This window comes from Streptomyces sp. NEAU-sy36 (assembly GCF_013423905.1).
Classification (GTDB): domain Bacteria; phylum Actinomycetota; class Actinomycetes; order Streptomycetales; family Streptomycetaceae; genus Streptomyces; species Streptomyces misionensis.
Map to the genome: position 1 here is coordinate 5,754,577 of NZ_CP058977.1, position 16,687 is coordinate 5,771,263.

Annotated in this window: 16 protein-coding genes; 7 read left to right on the forward strand and 9 right to left on the reverse strand. The window is 71.4% G+C overall.

What is annotated here, in order from left to right; all coding sequences use genetic code 11:
* Nucleotides 1-23 precede the first annotated feature (23 nt).
* Nucleotides 24-872 carry a formate dehydrogenase accessory sulfurtransferase FdhD gene (gene fdhD, locus HZZ00_RS25140; RefSeq protein ID WP_180328588.1) on the forward strand — a complete coding sequence of 283 codons (849 nt, stop codon included), beginning with the start codon at nt 24-26 and terminating at the stop codon, nt 870-872.
* Between the two features lie 182 nt (nt 873-1,054).
* Here fdhD and HZZ00_RS25145 read toward each other — a convergent pair whose 3' ends face one another.
* On the reverse strand, nt 1,055-1,492 hold the full coding sequence (locus HZZ00_RS25145; protein ID WP_180328589.1) for a MarR family winged helix-turn-helix transcriptional regulator: 438 nt from the start codon (nt 1,490-1,492) through the stop codon (nt 1,055-1,057).
* Nucleotides 1,493-1,626: 134 nt separating this feature from the next.
* On the opposite strand from HZZ00_RS25145, the gene HZZ00_RS25150 reads away from it, so the two are divergent.
* On the forward strand, nt 1,627-2,544 hold the full coding sequence (locus HZZ00_RS25150; RefSeq protein ID WP_180328590.1) for a zinc-binding dehydrogenase: 918 nt from the start codon (nt 1,627-1,629) through the stop codon (nt 2,542-2,544).
* A gap of 47 nt (nt 2,545-2,591) precedes the next feature.
* Here HZZ00_RS25150 and HZZ00_RS25155 read toward each other — a convergent pair whose 3' ends face one another.
* The gene (locus HZZ00_RS25155) at nt 2,592-3,608 is read right to left on the reverse strand and encodes a bile acid:sodium symporter family protein (protein WP_180333692.1); all 1,017 of its coding nucleotides are present in this window, start codon (nt 3,606-3,608) and stop codon (nt 2,592-2,594) included.
* Between the two features lie 167 nt (nt 3,609-3,775).
* On the opposite strand from HZZ00_RS25155, the gene HZZ00_RS25160 reads away from it, so the two are divergent.
* The 3 genes from HZZ00_RS25160 to HZZ00_RS25170 all read left to right on the forward strand — a co-directional run bounded on the left by HZZ00_RS25160 (nt 3,776) and on the right by HZZ00_RS25170 (nt 7,769).
* A complete protein-coding gene (locus tag HZZ00_RS25160; protein ID WP_180328591.1) occupies nt 3,776-4,645 on the forward strand; it encodes a LysR substrate-binding domain-containing protein in 870 nt (289 codons plus the stop codon).
* A gap of 371 nt (nt 4,646-5,016) precedes the next feature.
* Complete coding sequence (locus tag HZZ00_RS25165) at nt 5,017-6,843, forward strand: long-chain fatty acid--CoA ligase (protein WP_180328592.1); 1,827 nt, start codon at nt 5,017-5,019, stop codon at nt 6,841-6,843.
* A gap of 89 nt (nt 6,844-6,932) precedes the next feature.
* Entirely contained in the window at nt 6,933-7,769 is an 837-nt protein-coding gene (locus HZZ00_RS25170; RefSeq protein WP_306856117.1) for an aldo/keto reductase, read from the forward strand.
* A 73-nt stretch (nt 7,770-7,842) separates the two neighbouring features.
* Here HZZ00_RS25170 and HZZ00_RS25175 read toward each other — a convergent pair whose 3' ends face one another.
* The gene (locus HZZ00_RS25175) at nt 7,843-8,454 is read right to left on the reverse strand and encodes a hypothetical protein (protein ID WP_180328593.1); all 612 of its coding nucleotides are present in this window, start codon (nt 8,452-8,454) and stop codon (nt 7,843-7,845) included.
* A gap of 210 nt (nt 8,455-8,664) precedes the next feature.
* Between HZZ00_RS25175 and HZZ00_RS25180 the strand changes: the two genes are divergently transcribed.
* Entirely contained in the window at nt 8,665-9,360 is a 696-nt protein-coding gene (locus tag HZZ00_RS25180; RefSeq protein WP_180328594.1) for a glycoside hydrolase family 75 protein, read from the forward strand.
* A gap of 13 nt (nt 9,361-9,373) precedes the next feature.
* Here HZZ00_RS25180 and HZZ00_RS25185 read toward each other — a convergent pair whose 3' ends face one another.
* Both HZZ00_RS25185 and HZZ00_RS25190 read right to left on the reverse strand, forming a co-directional pair.
* The gene (locus tag HZZ00_RS25185; protein ID WP_180328595.1) at nt 9,374-10,075 is read right to left on the reverse strand and encodes an SDR family oxidoreductase; all 702 of its coding nucleotides are present in this window, start codon (nt 10,073-10,075) and stop codon (nt 9,374-9,376) included.
* A 108-nt stretch (nt 10,076-10,183) separates the two neighbouring features.
* Entirely contained in the window at nt 10,184-11,098 is a 915-nt protein-coding gene (locus HZZ00_RS25190; protein WP_180328596.1) for a trans-aconitate 2-methyltransferase, read from the reverse strand.
* Between the two features lie 150 nt (nt 11,099-11,248).
* Between HZZ00_RS25190 and HZZ00_RS25195 the strand changes: the two genes are divergently transcribed.
* A complete protein-coding gene (locus tag HZZ00_RS25195; protein WP_180328597.1) occupies nt 11,249-12,013 on the forward strand; it encodes a phytanoyl-CoA dioxygenase family protein in 765 nt (254 codons plus the stop codon).
* 25 nt (nt 12,014-12,038) lie between these two features.
* Here HZZ00_RS25195 and HZZ00_RS25200 read toward each other — a convergent pair whose 3' ends face one another.
* From HZZ00_RS25200 to kdpF, 4 genes are read right to left on the reverse strand one after another with little or no spacing between them, the layout of a single operon-like run.
* Nucleotides 12,039-12,671 (reverse strand): potassium-transporting ATPase subunit C, encoded by a 633-nt coding sequence (locus HZZ00_RS25200; protein ID WP_180328598.1) that lies wholly within the window; start codon nt 12,669-12,671, stop codon nt 12,039-12,041.
* Between the two features lie 5 nt (nt 12,672-12,676).
* A complete protein-coding gene (gene kdpB, locus HZZ00_RS25205; protein WP_374028482.1) occupies nt 12,677-14,803 on the reverse strand; it encodes a potassium-transporting ATPase subunit KdpB in 2,127 nt (708 codons plus the stop codon).
* Nucleotides 14,803-16,464, reverse strand: a complete 1,662-nt coding sequence (kdpA, locus tag HZZ00_RS25210; RefSeq protein ID WP_180328599.1) for a potassium-transporting ATPase subunit KdpA — start codon at nt 16,462-16,464, stop codon at nt 14,803-14,805. Before kdpA ends, kdpB begins: the two co-directional genes overlap by 1 nt.
* Before the next feature lie 8 nt (nt 16,465-16,472).
* Nucleotides 16,473-16,562: a K(+)-transporting ATPase subunit F gene (kdpF, locus tag HZZ00_RS25215; RefSeq protein ID WP_133888732.1), complete on the reverse strand. Its 90-nt coding sequence runs from the start codon at nt 16,560-16,562 to the stop codon at nt 16,473-16,475.
* Between the last annotated feature and the right edge of the window lie 125 nt (nt 16,563-16,687).

The window sequence follows — 16,687 nt, forward strand, 5'->3', positions numbered from 1 at the left end:
AGAGAACCGGGACTGATCAGGACATGGGACGAGTCACGGACCGACGCAAGGTACTCCGCATCCGGGACGGAGCGGTCTCCACGCGGCCGGACACGCTCGTCGCCGAGGAACCCCTGGAGATCCGGCTGAACGGCAAGCCGCTCGCGATCACCATGCGCACTCCCGGCGACGACTTCGCGCTGGCGGCGGGCTTCCTGGTGAGCGAGGGCGTCCTGGCTTCCGCGTCCGATCTGCTGAACATCGTCTACTGTGCGGGCGCGACCGCGGACGGTTCGAACACCTACAACGTGGTCGACGTGAAGACCGCGCCGGGCGTCGCCCTCCCCGACTTCGGTCTGGAGCGGAACGTCTACACCTCCTCCTCGTGCGGTCTGTGCGGCAAGGCCAGCCTGGACGCGGTCCGTACGACCACCCGCTGGCCGATCGCCGACAGCCCCCGCCTCCGTGTCACCACCGAGCTGCTGGCCGAGCTGCCCGAACGGCTGCGGGCGGCTCAGCGGGTGTTCGACCGGACCGGGGGGCTGCACGCCGCCGCCCTGTTCACCGAGGACGGCGAGCTCCTGGACGTCAAGGAGGACGTGGGCCGGCACAACGCGGTCGACAAGCTGGTGGGGCGGGCGCTGCAGAGCGGCGAGCTGCCGCTGTCCCGGACGGTGCTGCTGGTCTCCGGGCGGGCCTCGTTCGAGCTGGCGCAGAAGGCGGTGATGGCCGGGGTACCGGTGCTGGCCGCCGTGTCCGCGCCGTCCTCACTGGCGGTGGACCTGGCCGCGGAGACCGGGCTGACGCTCGTCGGTTTCCTGCGCGGCAGCTCGATGAACGTGTACGCGGGCGAGGACCGGATCGCCCTGCCGCAGGGTGCCGTGCACGGCTGATCGTCCGGCCCGCACCGATCAGCTCCCTCAGCCGCGCCCGTGCGCCCCGAGCGCGTTGTCGGCGACCAGCGGCGAGCGACGGTTCCGTGCCCACGCCGGCAGCACCGGCTCGCCGGTGCTCATGGACCGGGGCACGACGCTGGTCCGCGGGTCTGCCGATGTCGTCCGCCGGCCCCGCCCGGTCACTGGTCCGTGCCGGAGATCCGGGTCAGCAGGTCCATGAAGCGGTCGCGTTCGGCCGCGGTCAGCGGGGCGAGCAGTTCGTCGTTGGCTGCGCGGGCGGCGTGTTCGCAGCGCGCGAGGAGCCGGTCGCCCCGGTCGGTGAGGGAGACGGCGTTCTTGCGGCGGTCGCGGGCGTCGGGGGCGCGGACGACGAGACCGGAGTCCTGTAGGTCGTTGAGGATGCCGACGAGGTCCTTGGGGTCGAGGGCGATGCCCCGGGCGAGGTCGGCCTGGGCGACGGGCGCGAGGTCGCGGACGGCGGAGAGCACCACGTGATGCCACATCTTCAGGCCCTCCGCGGCGAGGGCGTCGGCGACCAGGGCGCGGCCCCGGGCGGCGGCGCGGCCGAGGAGCCAGCTGGGCAGGGAACGGATCGCGGTCAGGGGTGCTTCGGCCATGACGGGGAGCCTATCCGAGAAATCGTTGGACCTCCCCATGAATTCCTGTCTATCGTTGGGATCCCCAATGACTTCGTGGGTGTTTCCCACGACCGATCCCGCCGGGCCGTCCGGCTGTGGAGGTGGAGGTGGCGATGCGTCGCGTCCGGTACGAGGTGCGCGGTGGCCCGCTGTTCCTGGAGGAGACCCGCGTCCCCGAGCCCGGCCCCGGGCAGCTGCTGGTGCGCTGCGCGGCGATCGGGGTCACCCTGCCGGTCGTCCGCAAGGTCCGCGAGGCCGCCGAGCCGATCGCGCTGGGCGGCGAGGTGGCGGGCGAGGTGGTGGCGACCGGCCCGGGGGTGACCCGCTTCCGGAGCGGCGACCTGGTGACCGGACTGTGCTTCGGCCATGGGTACGCCGACTACGCGGTGCTCCAGGAGCCCATGGCCTCGCCGGTGCCGGAGGGCGCCGGCGCGGTGGACGCGGTGGCGCTGGTGCGCAGCGGTCTGGTGGCCCTCGGCGCCCTCGCGTCGGCGCGTCCGGCGCCGGGTGAGTCGGTGCTGGTGACGGCGGCGGCGAGCGGGGTGGGGCACCTCGCGGTGCAGTTGGCGCGGGCGCGGGGCGCGGGGCGGGTGGTGGGGGCCGTGTCGGATCGGGGGAAGGCGGAGTTCGTGCGCTCCCTGGGCGCGGACGACTGCATACGGTATTCCGACGACGGTTGGGGGGACCCCGTCGACTGTGTGGTGGATGCGGTCGGCGGTGATCTGCTCACCCCCGCCCTCGCCGCCCTCGCCCCGCACGGCCGGCTGGTCGCCTACAGCTCGGGCGGCGGCACGCTGCGGGCCTACGACCTGCTGGTGGGGGCCAAGTCGGTGATCGGTTTCCAGATGGCGCTGATCGCGCGCGGCCGGCCCGAGCTGTACGAGGAATGGCGCCGTGAGCTGTGGCGGCTGTTCCACGAGGGCGCCGTCCGGCCCGTCGTCCACGCCCGGTTCCCTCTGGAGGAGGCGGCGCGCGCGCACGCGGTGATCGAGTCGAGGGCCAACCTCGGCAAGGTCGTCCTGTGCCCGTGAGCACGGCTGGTGCGTCGCGCCTCAGGCTCCGGCAGCCGTCACCGCCGTCACCGAAGGACCCTGGCCTGTGACCGCCCCTCGGCCGTGTGCGCGGCCGACCCGTCGGCGCCGGCGTCCCCGTCCGGCAGGTCGTGGGCGCGGCGCTTGGCGATGACCGCGCACACCATCAGCTGCATCTGGTGGAAGAGCATCAGCGGGAGCACGGCCAGGGAGGCGTGGGCGCCGAAGAGAACGCTCGCCATGGGCAGGCCGGAGGCGAGGGACTTCTTGGACCCGGCGAACTGGATGGCGATCCGGTCTCCCCGGCCGAAGCCGAGCGCCCTGGCGCCGTACCAGGTCAGCACCAGCATGACGGCGAGCAGGGCGGCCTCCACGAGGAGGAGCGCGCCGAGCCGGGCCGGACTGACCTGGTGCCAGATGCCCTGGACCATGCCCTCGCTGAACGCGGCGTAGACGACCAGCAGGATGGAGCCGCGGTCGACCAGTCCGAGGACCTTCTTGTGCCGGGCGACGAAGGGGCCGATCCAGCGCCGCAGCACCTGCCCGGCGACGAACGGCACCAGCAGTTGCAGCACGATGTCGACCAGGGAGTGCGCGGAGAACCCGCCGCCGCTGTTGCCCAGCAGTCCGGCCGCCAGCAGGGGGGTGAGGACGATGCCGACCAGGGAGGAGAAGGATCCGGCGCAGATCGCGGCGGGCACGTTGCCGCGTGCGATGGAGGTGAAGGCGATGGACGACTGGATGGTGGACGGCACCAGGGTCAGGAACAGCAGCCCCTGGTAGAGCGGCTGGGTGAGCAGCACCGGCACGGCCGCGCGCGCGGCGAGGCCGAGCAGCGGGAAGACCACGAAGGTGCAGGCGAGCACGGTGACGTGGAGTCGCCAGTGGCGCAGTCCGTCGAGCGCCTCCCGGGTGGACAGGCGGGCCCCGTAGAGGAAGAACAGGAAGGCGATCGCGGCGGTCGACGCTCCCGAGGCCACGGTGGCGCCGGTGCCCCGTGCCGGGAACAGCGCGGCGAGACCCACCGTGCCGAGCAACAGCACGATGTACGGGTCGATCGGCATCCAGCTCGGCCAGCGCAGGCGTGTCACGGTGCTCCGATGGGTGTGCGACGGCGTTCCGGTCCGGGCCCGGGGGCCCCTCTCATGATCCCCTCCCCCAGCTCGATCGGGAATCCCGCATACCACTCTCACTGTCATCACGAAGCGCGATAACGGCATACCCTTGTGGTGTGTACGACCCGACACAGCTGCGGACCTTCCTCGCCGTCGCCCAGACGCTGAGCTTCACCCAGGCCGCCCGGCGGCTGGGGCTGCGCCAGTCCACGGTGAGCCAGCAGGTGCGCCGGCTGGAGGACGCGGCCGGGCGCCCGCTGTTCTCCCGGGACACCCATTCCGTGGAGCTGACCGAGGACGGCGAGGCGATGCTCGGTTTCGCACGCCGGATCCTGGAGGTGCACGAGCAGGCGACGGCGTTCTTCACCGGGACCCGGGTGCGCGGGCGGCTGCGGTTCGGCGCGTCGGAGGACTTCGTGCTGACCCGGCTGCCGGAGATCCTGGAGGGCTTCCGCTACGACCACCCGGAGGTCGACCTGGAGCTGACCGTGGAGCTGTCCGGGACCCTGCACGAGCAGCTGGCCGCCGGAAAGCTGGACCTGGTGCTGGCCAAACGGCGCCCGGAGGACCCGCGCGGAGCGCTGGTGTGGCGCGACGACCTGGTGTGGATCGGTGCCGAGCGGCTGCGCCTGGACGCCGACCGGCCGGTCCCGCTGATCGTGTATCCGCCGCCCGGCATCACCCGGGCCCGGGCCCTGGAGGCGCTCGACCGGCAGGGCCGCGGCTGGCGGATCGTCTGCACCAGCGGCAGCCTCAACGGGCTGATCGCCGCGGCCCGCGCGGGGCTCGGGGTGATGGCGCACTCGCGCCGGCTGATCCCGCCGGGGCTGTTCCGGCTGCCCGAGCGTTCGGGGCTGCCGGAGCTGGGCAAGGTCGACTTCGTCCTGGTCCACGGTCACCGCAGGACCGGCGCCCAGGAGGCGGCGGACGCCCTCGCGGCGGCCGTCCTGGCGGGCGGGGAGCGGCTGCGGCGCCCCGGGGGCTGACCCGACCCGCGCCCTGCGGCGCTTTCACCGGGACACGCCCCCGCGCCGCGGCCTCGGGGCCCGAGAGCGGCGGCCGGCCCCATGCCGTCCGCATCCCCCGCACGGCGGGTGCATGGCCGTAATCGCTCTGTACGGAGCCGTAACCGGCGCGTACAGATTCGGTGGAGATTACGCCCCCGAAACTTACTGACCCGTCAGTATCGTGTCCGGCCCTTCCCCATGTGCGCGCATTTCGGGGACACCGGTCGGGCGGAAGGTGCGCTTTGCTCGGTTTCCGCCCCCCTCCCCTGCGGTCGGGGTGTGAGGTAGCTTTCACGGCGCTGTGCCGAGCATCACGGCGCGACCAGGCAGCGAGGATCGGGGAGCGAGGATTGCGCGAGTTCACGAACCCGCCTCTCACGTCGGCACCGCCGGTGGGCGGTCTGGCCGATGTCGTCTTCGAACACGCCCTGACGGACCCGAGCCGGGTCGCCCTCGGCCGCAAGGACACCGCCGGGCAGTGGCGCGATGTGACCGCCGCCGAGTTCCGTGACGAGGTCCTCGCCCTGGCCAAGGGGCTGCTGGCGAGCGGGATCCGGTTCGGCGAGCGGGTCGCGATCATGTCCCGCACCCGCTACGAGTGGACCCTCTTCGACTTCGCCCTGTGGACGATCGGCGCCCAGGTGGTGCCCGTCTACCCCACCTCCTCGGCCGAGCAGTGCTTCTGGATGCTCTACGACGCCGAGGTGACGGCGGCGGTCGTGGAGCACGAGGACCACGCGATGACCATCGCCACGGTGATCGGCCGGCTGCCCCGGCTGCGGCAGCTGTGGCAACTGGACGCGGGCTGTGTGCAGGAGCTGTACGACGCCGGGGCGCACCTCGACGACGAGGTGGTGCACCGGCACCGGCAGGCGGTCACCCCGGAGTCGGTGGCCACCGTGATCTACACATCGGGCACGACGGGCCGCCCCAAGGGCTGCGTGCTCTCGCACGGGAACTTCATGTTCGAGGCGGACAACGTGGTGGGGCGCTGGGAGTCGGTGTTCCACTCCAAGCGCGGGGACGAGGCCTCCACGCTGCTGTTCCTGCCGCTCGCGCATGTCTTCGGGCGCATGGTGGAGGTCGCCACGATCCGCGGCCGGGTCCGCCTCGGCCACCAGCCGCAGCTGAACGCCGCCGCGCTGCTGCCCGATCTCCAGGCCTTCAGGCCGACGTTCATCCTGGCGGTGCCCTACATCTTCGAGAAGGTGTTCAACGCCTCCCGCCGCAAGGCGGAGAAGGAGGGCAAGGCGGGACCGTTCGAGAAGGCCGTCGATGTCGCGGTGCGGTACGCGGAGGCCGTCGAGGCGAAGGCGTGGGGCGTGGGGCCGGGCCCGACGGCGGGGCTGCGGATGCAGCACCAGCTGTTCGACAAGCTGGTGTACGCGAAGGTCCGGGCCGCGATGGGCGGCCGTATACGGAACGCGATGTCCGGTGGCTCCGGGATGGACCGCCGGCTGGGGCTGTTCTTCGCCGGTGCCGGCGTGCAGATCTACGAGGGGTACGGCCTGACGGAGTCGACCGCCGCGGCGACCGCGAACCCGCCCGAGCGCACCCGGTACGGCACCGTCGGCCAGGCGATCCCCGGCGTGACCGTGCACATCGCGGACGACGGGGAGGTGTGGCTGCACGGCGGCAACGTCTTCCAGGGCTACCTCAACAACCCGAAGGCCACCGACGAGTCGCTGCACGACGGCTGGCTGGCCACCGGCGACCTGGGCTCCCTGGACGACGACGGCTATCTGACGATCACCGGCCGCAAGAAGGAGATCCTGGTGACCTCCGGCGGCAAGAGCGTCTCGCCCGGGGTGCTGGAGGAGCGGGTCCGCGACCATCCGCTGATCAGCCAGTGCATCGTGGTCGGCAACGACCGCCCCTACATCGCCGCCCTGGTCACCCTCGACCACGAGGCCGTCGAACACTGGCTCCAGATGCGCAACAAGCCGCTGATGGCGCCCGCGCAGCTGGTGCGCGACCCTGACCTGGAGACCGAGGTGCGGCGCGCGGTGGTCGCCGCCAACACCCTGGTCTCGCAGGCCGAGTCGATCCGCACCTTCCGGATACTGGCGCAGCCGTTCACCGAGGAGCACGGCCTGCTGACGCCGTCGCTGAAACTGAAGCGCAAGGCGATCGAGAAGGCGTACGAACGCGAGGTCGAAGCGCTGTACAGAACGTGACGGCGGGGCGCGGGTCAGGAATGCCCGTCGGCGTGTGATCGTTGAGGACAGGAGTACCACTCGTCGACAAGCGAAGGATCAACGAGCTCGTGAGCAGCAAGGTCCCCCCGATCACCCTCAACAACGGCGTCGAGATGCCCCAGCTGGGGTTCGGCGTGTGGCAGGTGCAGGACGACGAGGCCGAGCGGGCCGTCGCCACCGCACTGGAGGCCGGGTACCGCAGCATCGACACCGCCGCGGCCTACGGCAACGAAGAAGGCACCGGCCGGGCCATCGCGGCCTCCGGTCTGCCCCGCGAGGACGTCTTCGTCACCACCAAGCTCTGGAACAGCGACCAGGGGTACGACGCCACGCTGCGCGCCTTCGACGCGTCGCTCACCAAGCTGGGACTCGACTACGTCGACCTGTACCTGATCCACTGGCCGCTGCCCGCCAGGGACATCTACGTCGACACCTACAAGGCGCTCGAAAAGCTGTACGCCGACGGCCGGGCCCGTGCCATCGGCGTGTCCAACTTCCTTCCCGAGCACCTGCGTCGGCTGACCGGCGAGACCTCCGTCATCCCGGCGGTCAACCAGATCGAGCTGCACCCCCATCTGCAGCAGCACGCGGCGCGGGAGTACCACGCCGAGCTGGGCATCGCGACCGAGGCGTGGTCGCCGCTCGGCCAGGGCAAGGGGCTGCTCGAGGTGCCGGCGATCGTGGCGATCGGGCAGAAGCACAACCGCACTCCGGCCCAGGTGGTACTGCGCTGGCACATCCAGCAGGGCACCATCGTGATCCCGAAGTCCGTGACGCCGTCGCGGATCAGGGAGAACATCGACGTGTTCGACTTCAGGCTGGACGACGAGGACCTGGCGGCGATCGGCGCGCTCAACGAGGACCGGCGGATCGGTCCCGACCCGGCCACGTTCGACATGGCGTGACGCCCGCCCGAGCCGGCCGCACACCGGGACGCCCGGTGCCGCGGCCGGCTCGCGCCGTGTCCGGACGGTGCGTTCAGACGGTGTGGGCGTCGGCGTGGACGACGTCGAACTCCTCCAGGGCGACCACCGAGACATGGGCCTTGGCGGCGCCCTCGTGGCGGACGGCTGCCTGGGCCGCGCGGGAGGCCGCCAGGGCGTGGCGGTCGGTGAAGAGGGTGCCCGCGAGGCCGCGGCCGCGCTCGCGGTCCAGGAGGAGGGCCGTGCGGGCCAGGCCGGGCACGTTCTCCAGATGGGGCAGCGCCGTCGTGTGGAAGGTGTCGGCGAGCAGGTCCGCGTCCCTGGGGTCGAATTCCAGCCGCGCGACGCGCAGTGCGCCGCCGACGACGGGCCGCGGCAGGGCGTGGTAGACGGCGGCCCAGTAGTGCTCGACCGCCACGGAGGCCGCGAACGGCTCCAGCAGCGCGGGACGGCGCTCGCGCATCACCTCGTCGCTGTTGGCCTGCGCCTCCTCGGACTCCCACCAGCTGAGCGTGAGCAGTTTGCCCAGCTCCCGGTCGACGAAGACGCCCGCGCCCCGGTAGCCGGGCCGTTCCTCCAGCAGATCGCGGCCCCGGCTGTTCAGGGCGCGCAGGGCCGAGTCCAGCCGGGCCGGGTCACCGGTCGCGTACACGGTGCGAACGAACATGACGCCTCGCCTCCCGGGTGCGGATACCGCCGACGCGCTGTCGGACGGCTGCCGATCCGTCCGGTTCCTCCAGTCTTGCCATCGGCGCAAACCGCCGCAATACGCACGGATTTCGGGAGTTCGCAACCCCAGGGTTGACGCGAGCATGGCAGCTACGCCACGGTGGTGCCGCCCGGTAAGGAAACTTTCCTAACAGAAGGGTCCCCCACAGTGCGTCTTCGAACACTGACCCTCGCCATGGCCTCCGGGGCCGCCCTGCTCGCCGCCGGCCTCATGCCCGCGGACGCGCTCGCCACTCCCGCCCCGAAGACCGCCCAGGAGGGCTCGGTCAGCGCGGCCGACCTGCTCGCCAAGGTGAAGTCCTGCTCGCAGATATCCAACGGCAAGTACAAGACCGACGACGAGACCTCGGCCACGGTCCCCGTGTGCGGCAAGAACGGCGCGGTGTTCTGGAAGGCCGACATGGACATCGACTGCGACGGCCAGCGCACCACCAACTGCAACGAGGACCGCGACCCCTGGTTCCAGGACGACACCGCCTTCCACCAGTCGGACGGCAAGCCGCTGAAGTCCGAGTCGCTGCCCTACGTGGTGGTGCCCAGCACCAGCAGCATCTGGAACTACTCCGACGCCGGGATCAAGGGCGGCGGCGTGGTCGCGGTGATCTACGGCAACAAGGTGGAGTACGCCGTCGTCGGCGACACCGGCCCCAAGAACATCATCGGCGAGGCGTCGTACGCCACCGCCAAGGCGCTGGGCATCGACCCCGACCCGGCGACCGGCGGCGCGGACTCGGGCGTGACCTACATCCTGTTCAAGAACTCCAAGGTCTCCCCCATCGAGAGCCACAGCGCCGCCGTCTCCCTCGGCGACCAGCTGGCCAAGCAGTTCCTCGCCGACAACTGACCTCGGTCGTCCGTCAGTTGGGCTGGCCCAGCGGGCGTACGACCACGGTGTTGACGTCGACCCCGGCCGGCTGCCGGATCGCCCAGACGACGGAGTCGGCGATCTGCTCGGCGGTCAGGAGGTGCCCCGGGGGCAGGCTGCCATAGCCGTCCCAGAAGGGGGTCTCCACCCGGCCGGGGGCGACCAGTGTCACCCCGATGCCGAACTCCGTCACCTGACGCCGGGTGTTCTCCGCGAGGCCGGTGACCGCCCACTTGGTCGCCCCGTACAGGTTGCCGGGCGTGTTCACGAACCCGGCGACGCTGCCGATGAGCACGATCCGGCCCCGGGTCTCCTTCAGCGCGTCGACCGAGGCGCGGATCAGCAGGGCCGGACCGAGGACGTTGGTGAGGACCATCTCGGCCCAGCCTGCCGGGTCGCCCTCGGCCACGGAGTCGTGGGTGGCGAAGCCGGCGTTGGCGACGACCGTGTCCAGCCGGCCGTATGCCTTGAGCGTACGGTCGACCGCGTTCTGTATGTCGTCGTACGACGACGCGTCGCCGACGATCGTCCGCAGTCCTTCCGGATTCCCCAGACCGTCCGCGAAGTCCCGCAGCCGCCGCTCCGTGCGGCCCGTGACCGTGACCCGGTGTCCCGCGTCCAGCAACTGCCGGGCCACGGCCGCGCCGATGCCGCTGCCTCCGCCGGTGATGAGCGCGACCGGAGAGTCGTTCATGGTTCCCCCTTGGTTTCGGCGCACCTGCGCCGGCACCCGTGTGCCTGGTGCGTGCCGGGGAGTCCATCACTTGGAGCACTCTCGAAGTCAAGCGCCGGCCACGCGGCTTCAGGCGGGTCGTACCGCCGTGTACACCGTGTGCGCCGACAGCACGAAGACGTCCGGCCGCTGGTGGACGCTCGCGGGGTCGGCGGGATCCAGCAGACGGTCCAGGGTGTCGCGGTCCTCGGTGGTCAGCGCGTCGGCGAAGCCCTCGCGCAGCCGGCCGAGGGAGGCGGCGACGTAGGCGCGGGCCTGGTCGGTGGCCGGGGCGGGCAGGTCCAGCAGGAAGCTGCGGGTCCCGGAGTGCCGCAGGCCCGCCGCGGTCAGCAGCGCGGGCCACTCCTCGATCTCGGCTACGGAGCCCGGCAGTTCGGCGCGCATCCGGGCGAACCACTCCTCCTCCAGCGCGTCGAGCCGCGCTCCGAGACCCGGGCGGCCGATGCCGATGTCCCGGGGCAGGAAGCGGGAGGGCAGGCCGCCTTCGAGGAGGGCCAGGGTGCCGCCGGGGGCGAGCCGGCGGGCGAACGCGGTCAGCGCGGCCCGCTGGTCGCCGAGGTGGTGCAGGCTGCGGCTCGCCCACAGCAGACCGGCCGGCCGCTCCAGCTTCTCCAGCACCTCGGGGAGTTCGCCGGCGAGGGTGTCGAAGCGGTCGCCGAAGCCCTGGCGGGCGGCGCGGGCGCGGGCGCGGTCCAGCAGCGGGGCGGTGCCGTCCACGGCGACGACCCTGGCGCCGGGGAAGGTCCGGGCGAACAGGCAGGACAGCACTCCGGGTCCGCTGCCCGCGTCCACGATCAGCCCCGGCTCGGGGACCTCGCCGGCGAGCCAGCCGAGGGCCTGCTCGTACAGCGGGCCGAACAGCTCCGCCTGGGCCTCCAGCAGGGGGGCCATCTCGTTCCAGTCGATGTCCGTGCCGTGGCCGTGGCTGTGCCCATGGCCGTGCCCGTGGCCGTGCTGGGTGCTGTGCTGGTGGTCGTGCGCCATGGTGGTCAGCCTCTCTTCCGGGTGCCGTAAGAGTGCGACGGCACACCGCGCGGGTGCCACTTCCGTTGCCGACACGGCAAAATCCGCGGCGCTCGATCCCCCGCCGGAAAACCGGATGCCCGACCGCCCGCCTTCGCCCAGGATGACCGCATGGACAACGACATGGTGGAGCGGTTCCTCGCCGACGGTTTCGTGAAGATCGAGGGCGCGGTGCCACCCCGGGTCGCCGAGGACTGCGCCCGGCTGCTGTGGCGGGAGACGGGGTACGACCCGCAGGACCCCGCCAGTTGGAAGGAGCCGGTGGTGCGGATCGGCGGCATGGCGCAGGGGCCGTTCGCGGCCGCCGCCAACTCCCCCGTCCTGCACGAGGCGTTCGACCTGCTGGTGGGAGAGCGGCGCTGGGTGCCCCGGTATTCGCTGGGCACGTTCCCGCTGCGCTTCCCGCACCCCGAGGACCCGGGCGACGCCGGCTGGCACATCGAGGGAAGCTATCTGCCCGAGGGCGCGACCTGGTATCACACCAATCTGCGCTCCAGGGACCGGGCGTTGCTGATGCTGTTCCTGTTCAGCGAGGTGACGAGCGAGGACGCCCCGACCCGTATCCGGGTCGGCTCGCATCTGGACGTACCGCCGCTGCTGGAGCCGTACGGCGAGGCCGGGGTGTCGGGGCTGGACATCGCGCCGGCGCTGGTCGAGGCGAGTGCGCACCGGCCGCTCGCCCTGGCCACCGGGCGGCCCGGCGACGTCTACCTGTGCCATCCCTTCCTGGTGCACGCGGCGCAGCCGCACCGCGGCACCCGGCCGCGTTTCATGGCGCAGCCGCCGCTGGATCCGGCGGTGCCGTACGAGCTGGACCGGCCGGACGGGGCGTACTCGCCGGTGGAGACGGCGATCCGCCGGGGGCTGGGCCGCTGACCCGTCCCCCGGCGGTGCCGTCGCCTCAGCCCTTGGCGACGAGGTTCCGCAGGGCGGTGTTGAGCTCCAGGACGTTCACCCGGGGTTCGCCGATGAAGCCGAGGGTGCGGCCGGTGGTGTGCTCCTCGACCAGCTTGCCGACCTCGGCCACCGGCAGCCCGTTGCGGGCGGCGACCCGGTGGACCTGGAGGGCGGCGTAGGCCGGGGAGATGTCGGGGTCGAGACCGGAGCCGGAGGAGGTGACGGCGTCGGCGGGGACCTGGGAGGGCCGCACGGTGTAGCCGGGCACGGAGTTGTCCTTGACGATCTTCGCCTTGGCGGCCTTGACCGCCCGGACGAGTTCGGGGTTGTCGGCGGCCAGGTTGGTCGCTCCCGAGACCTCCAGCCTGTACCGCGTGTTGAGGGAGTTGCTGCCGAGACCGCCGGCCGGGCGGGGCTGGAAGTACTCCGGGCCGTAGCCCTGCTGGCCGATGAGTGAGGAGCCGACGACCTTGCCGTGCGAGCGGATCTCGGAGCCGTTGGCCTGATGGGGGAAGAGCCCCTGGGCGACCCCGGTGACGGCCAGCGGGTAGACCACGCCGGTGAGCACGGTGAGGACGATCAGGGCGCGCAGGCCCGCGGTGAGCAGACGGGCGGTGTTCGCGGGGGAGTTGGTCATGTCCTTCACCCGATCCCGGGGATCAGCGAGATGAGCAGGTCGATGATTTTGATGCCGAGGAACGGGGCGACCAGGCCGCCGATGCCGTAGACGGCGAGGTTGCGGCGCAGCATCCGGTCCGCGCCCATCGGCCGGTACCGCACGCCCCGCAGGGACAGCGGCACCAGCGCGACGATGATCAGCGCGTTGAAGATGACGGCCGACAGGATCGCGGAGCTCGGCGAGGACAGCCGCATGATGTTGAGCCTGTCCAGGCCCGGGTAGACGGCGGCGAACAGCGCCGGAATGATCGCGAAGTACTTGGCGACGTCGTTGGCGATGGAGAACGTCGTCAACGCGCCCCGAGTGATGAGGAGTTGCTTGCCGATCTCGACGATCTCGATCAGTTTGGTCGGGTTGGAGTCGAGGTCGACCATGTTGCCGGCCTCCTTGGCGGCCGACGTGCCCGTGTTCATCGCCACGCCGACGTCCGCCTGCGCGAGGGCCGGGGCGTCGTTGGTGCCGTCGCCGGTCATCGCGACCAGCTTGCCGCCCGCCTGCTCCCGCTTGATGAGGGCCATCTTGTCCTCGGGGGTGGCCTCGGCGAGGAAGTCGTCCACGCCCGCCTCCCGCGCGATCGCCTTCGCGGTCAGCGGGTTGTCGCCGGTGATCATCACCGTCTTGATGCCCATGCGGCGCAGTTCCTCGAACCGCTCCCGCATGCCTTCCTTGACGACGTCCTTGAGGTGGATGACGCCGAGGACGCGGGCGCCGTGTTCGTCGTGGACGGCGACGAGCAGCGGGGTGCCGCCGGCCTCGGAGATCCGGTCGGCGATCCGGTCGGCGCCGGCGCCGGCGTCGCCGCCCCGCTCCTTCACCCAGGCGATGACCGAGGCGGCGGCGCCCTTGCGGACCCTGCGGCCGTCGACGTCCACACCGGACATCCGGGTCTGGGCGGTGAAAGCGATCCACTCGGCGTTCGCGAGTTCGCCCCGGTGGCGTTCGCGCAGCCCGTACCGCTCCTTCGCCAGCGCGACGACGGAGCGGCCCTCGGGCGTCTCGTCGGCGAGGGAGGACAGCTGGGCGGCGTCGGCGACCTCGGCCTCGGTGGCGCCCTCGACCGGCACGAACTCGGCGGCCCGGCGGTTGCCGAGGGTGATGGTGCCGGTCTTGTCGAGCAGCAGGGTGGAGACGTCGCCCGCCGCCTCGACCGCGCGGCCCGACATGGCGAGCACATTGCGCTGGACGAGCCGGTCCATGCCGGCGATGCCGATCGCGGAGAGCAGCGCGCCGATCGTGGTCGGGATCAGGCAGACCAGCAGGGCCACCAGGACCACCAGGGTCAGATGGGTGCCCGCGTGGTCGGCGAACGGCGGCAGGGTGGCGCAGGCCAGCAGGAAGACGACGGTCAGCGAGGCCAGCAGGATGTTGAGGGCGATCTCGTTGGGGGTCTTCTGCCGGGCCGCGCCCTCGACCAGGCGGATCATGCGGTCGATGAAGGTGTCGCCGGGCTTGGTGGTGATCCGTACGACGATCCGGTCGGACAGCACCTTGGTGCCGCCGGTGACGGCGCTGCGGTCGCCGCCGGACTCGCGGATGACCGGCGCGGACTCGCCGGTGATCGCCGACTCGTCCACCGAGGCGACACCCTCGACGACATCGCCGTCACCGGGGATGATGTCGCCGGCCTCGCAGACCACCAGGTCGCCGATGACCAGCGCGGTGCCCGGTATTCGTTCCTCGGCCCGGCCGGTGAGCCGGCGGGCGACGGTGTCGGTCTTCGCCTTGCGCAGCGTGTCGGCCTGGGCCTTGCCGCGGCCCTCGGCGACCGCCTCCGCGAGGTTGGCGAAGACGACCGTCAGCCACAGCCAGGCGCTGATGGTCCAGCCGAACCAGTCGCCCGGGTCGGTGCAGGAGAAGACGGTGGTCAGGACCGATCCGATCCAGACCACGAACATCACGGGGGACTTGACCATCACCCGGGGGTCGAGCTTGCGCAGCGCCTGGGGCAGGGACGTGACCAGCTGCCCGGGATCGAAGAGACCGGCCCCGACACGGCTCTTCTCGGGCCGGTGCCCGGTGGGCGCGTCCTGGTGGGGCGCGAGGGTGGAAGTGGACATCGCGTCCTCGTGGCTTTCCGTTCGGGTGGTCATCACGCAAGCCCTTCGGCGAGCGGTCCCAGCGCGAGGGCCGGGAAGTACGTGAGACCGGTGATGATCAGGATCGCGCCGACCAACAGACCGGTGAACAACGGCTTTTCGGTCCGCAGGGTGCCCGCCGTGACCGGTACCGGCCGCTGCCCGGCGAGCGAGCCGGCCAGCGCCAGCACGAACACCATCGGCACGAAGCGGCCCAGCAGCATCGCCAGTCCGGTCATGGTGTTGAACCAGTCGGTGTCGGCGTTCAGACCGGCGAAGGCCGAACCGTTGTTGTTCGCCGCGGAGGTGAAGGCGTACAGCACCTCGGAGAAGCCGTGCGCGCCGGGGTTGAGCGCGGAGTCCGGCGGGGTCGGCAGCGCCATCGACGCGGCGGTGAAGACCAGCACGAGCGCCGGGGTGACCAGGATGTAGCAGGCGGCGAGTTTCATCTCGCGGGCGCCGATCTTCTTGCCCAGGTACTCGGGGGTGCGGCCGACCATGAGACCGGCGATGAAGACCGCGATCACCGCCATGACGAGGATGCCGTACAGGCCGGAGCCGACTCCGCCGGGCGATATCTCGCCCAGCATCATGCCGAGCATGGTGATGCCCCCGCCGAGGCCGGTGAAGGAGGAGTGGAAGGAGTCCACCGCGCCGGTCGAGGTCAGCGTCGTGGCCACCGCGAAGATCGAGGAGCCGCCGATGCCGAAGCGGACCTCCTTGCCCTCCATGGCGCCGCCCGCCGCCTGGAGCGCCGGACCGTGGTGGGCGAACTCGGTCGCCATCATCAGCGCGGTGAACCCGAGCCAGATGGTGCCCATGGTGGCGAGGATGGCGTAGCCCTGGCGTGCCGAGCCGGTCAGCACACCGAAGGTGCGGGTCAGGCAGAACGGGATGACCAGGATCAGGAAGATCTCGAAGAGGTTGGTGAAGGGCGTGGGGTTCTCGAAGGGGTGGGCGGAGTTGGCGTTGAAGTAGCCGCCGCCGTTGGTGCCCAGTTCCTTGATGGCTTCCTGGGAGGCGACCGCGCCGCCGTTCCACTGCTGCGAGCCGCCCATGAACTGGCCGACCTCGTGGATGCCGGAGAAGTTCTGGATCGCGCCGCACGCGACCAGGACCACCGCGGCGGCGGCGGCGATCGGCAGGAGGACGCGCAGGGTGCCGCGCACCAGGTCGGACCAGAAGTTGCCGAGTTCACCGGTGCGGGAGCGGGTGAAGCCGCGTACGAGCGCCATCGCGACGGCCATGCCGACGGCGGCGGAGACGAAGTTCTGCACGGCCAGACCGGCGGTCTGCACGACGTGCCCCATCGTCTGCTCGCCTGAGTACGACTGCCAGTTGGTGTTGGTCACGAACGAGATTGCCGTGTTGAACGACTGCGCCGGGCTCACCGAGGCGAAGCCCGGCGAGCCGGGCAGGAAGCCTTGGAGGCGCTGGAGGAGGTAGAGGAACAGGACGCTCACGGCCGAGAAGGCGAGAAGCGCCCGCAGATACGCGGGCCAGGTCATCTCGGCGTCCGGGTCGGCTCCGATGCCTCTGTAGAGCCACCGCTCCACCCGCAGGTGCCGGCGGGAGGAGTAGACCCGGGCCATGTAGGTGCCCAGGGGGACGTAGACGAGTGCGAGAGCGCCCACGAGGGCGAGTGTCTGGAGCACGCCTGCCGGTACGGGACCCATATGCCGTCTCAGAACCTCTCCGGGTGGATCAGGGCGAGGACGAGATAGCCCAGGAGGGCGACGGCCACGACCAGGCCGACGATGTTCTCGGCGGTCACAGCTTCGTCACCCCCCTGGCGACGAGGACCACGAGCGCGAAGGCCGCGACCATGGTGACGACGAAGGCCAGATCGGCCATCGTGAACTCCTGGGATGAGTCTCGGAACTGCGGACGCTACGAGGA

Coding starts and splice junctions, on each gene's coding strand:
- kdpA (WP_180328599.1), bottom strand. CDS start 16,464: ATGGGTCCCGTACCGGCAGGCGTGCTCCAGACACTCGCCCTCGTGGGC.
- kdpB (WP_374028482.1), bottom strand. CDS start 14,803: ATGACCACCCGAACGGAAAGCCACGAGGACGCGATGTCCACTTCCACC.
- HZZ00_RS25150 (WP_180328590.1), top strand. CDS start 1,627: ATGCGTCGCGTCCGGTACGAGGTGCGCGGTGGCCCGCTGTTCCTGGAG.
- fdhD (WP_180328588.1), top strand. CDS start 24: ATGGGACGAGTCACGGACCGACGCAAGGTACTCCGCATCCGGGACGGA.
- HZZ00_RS25195 (WP_180328597.1), top strand. CDS start 11,249: ATGGACAACGACATGGTGGAGCGGTTCCTCGCCGACGGTTTCGTGAAG.
- HZZ00_RS25175 (WP_180328593.1), bottom strand. CDS start 8,454: ATGTTCGTTCGCACCGTGTACGCGACCGGTGACCCGGCCCGGCTGGAC.
- HZZ00_RS25190 (WP_180328596.1), bottom strand. CDS start 11,098: ATGGCGCACGACCACCAGCACAGCACCCAGCACGGCCACGGGCACGGC.
- HZZ00_RS25200 (WP_180328598.1), bottom strand. CDS start 12,671: ATGACCAACTCCCCCGCGAACACCGCCCGTCTGCTCACCGCGGGCCTG.
- HZZ00_RS25155 (WP_180333692.1), bottom strand. CDS start 3,608: ATGCCGATCGACCCGTACATCGTGCTGTTGCTCGGCACGGTGGGTCTC.
- HZZ00_RS25185 (WP_180328595.1), bottom strand. CDS start 10,075: ATGAACGACTCTCCGGTCGCGCTCATCACCGGCGGAGGCAGCGGCATC.
- HZZ00_RS25145 (WP_180328589.1), bottom strand. CDS start 1,492: ATGGCCGAAGCACCCCTGACCGCGATCCGTTCCCTGCCCAGCTGGCTC.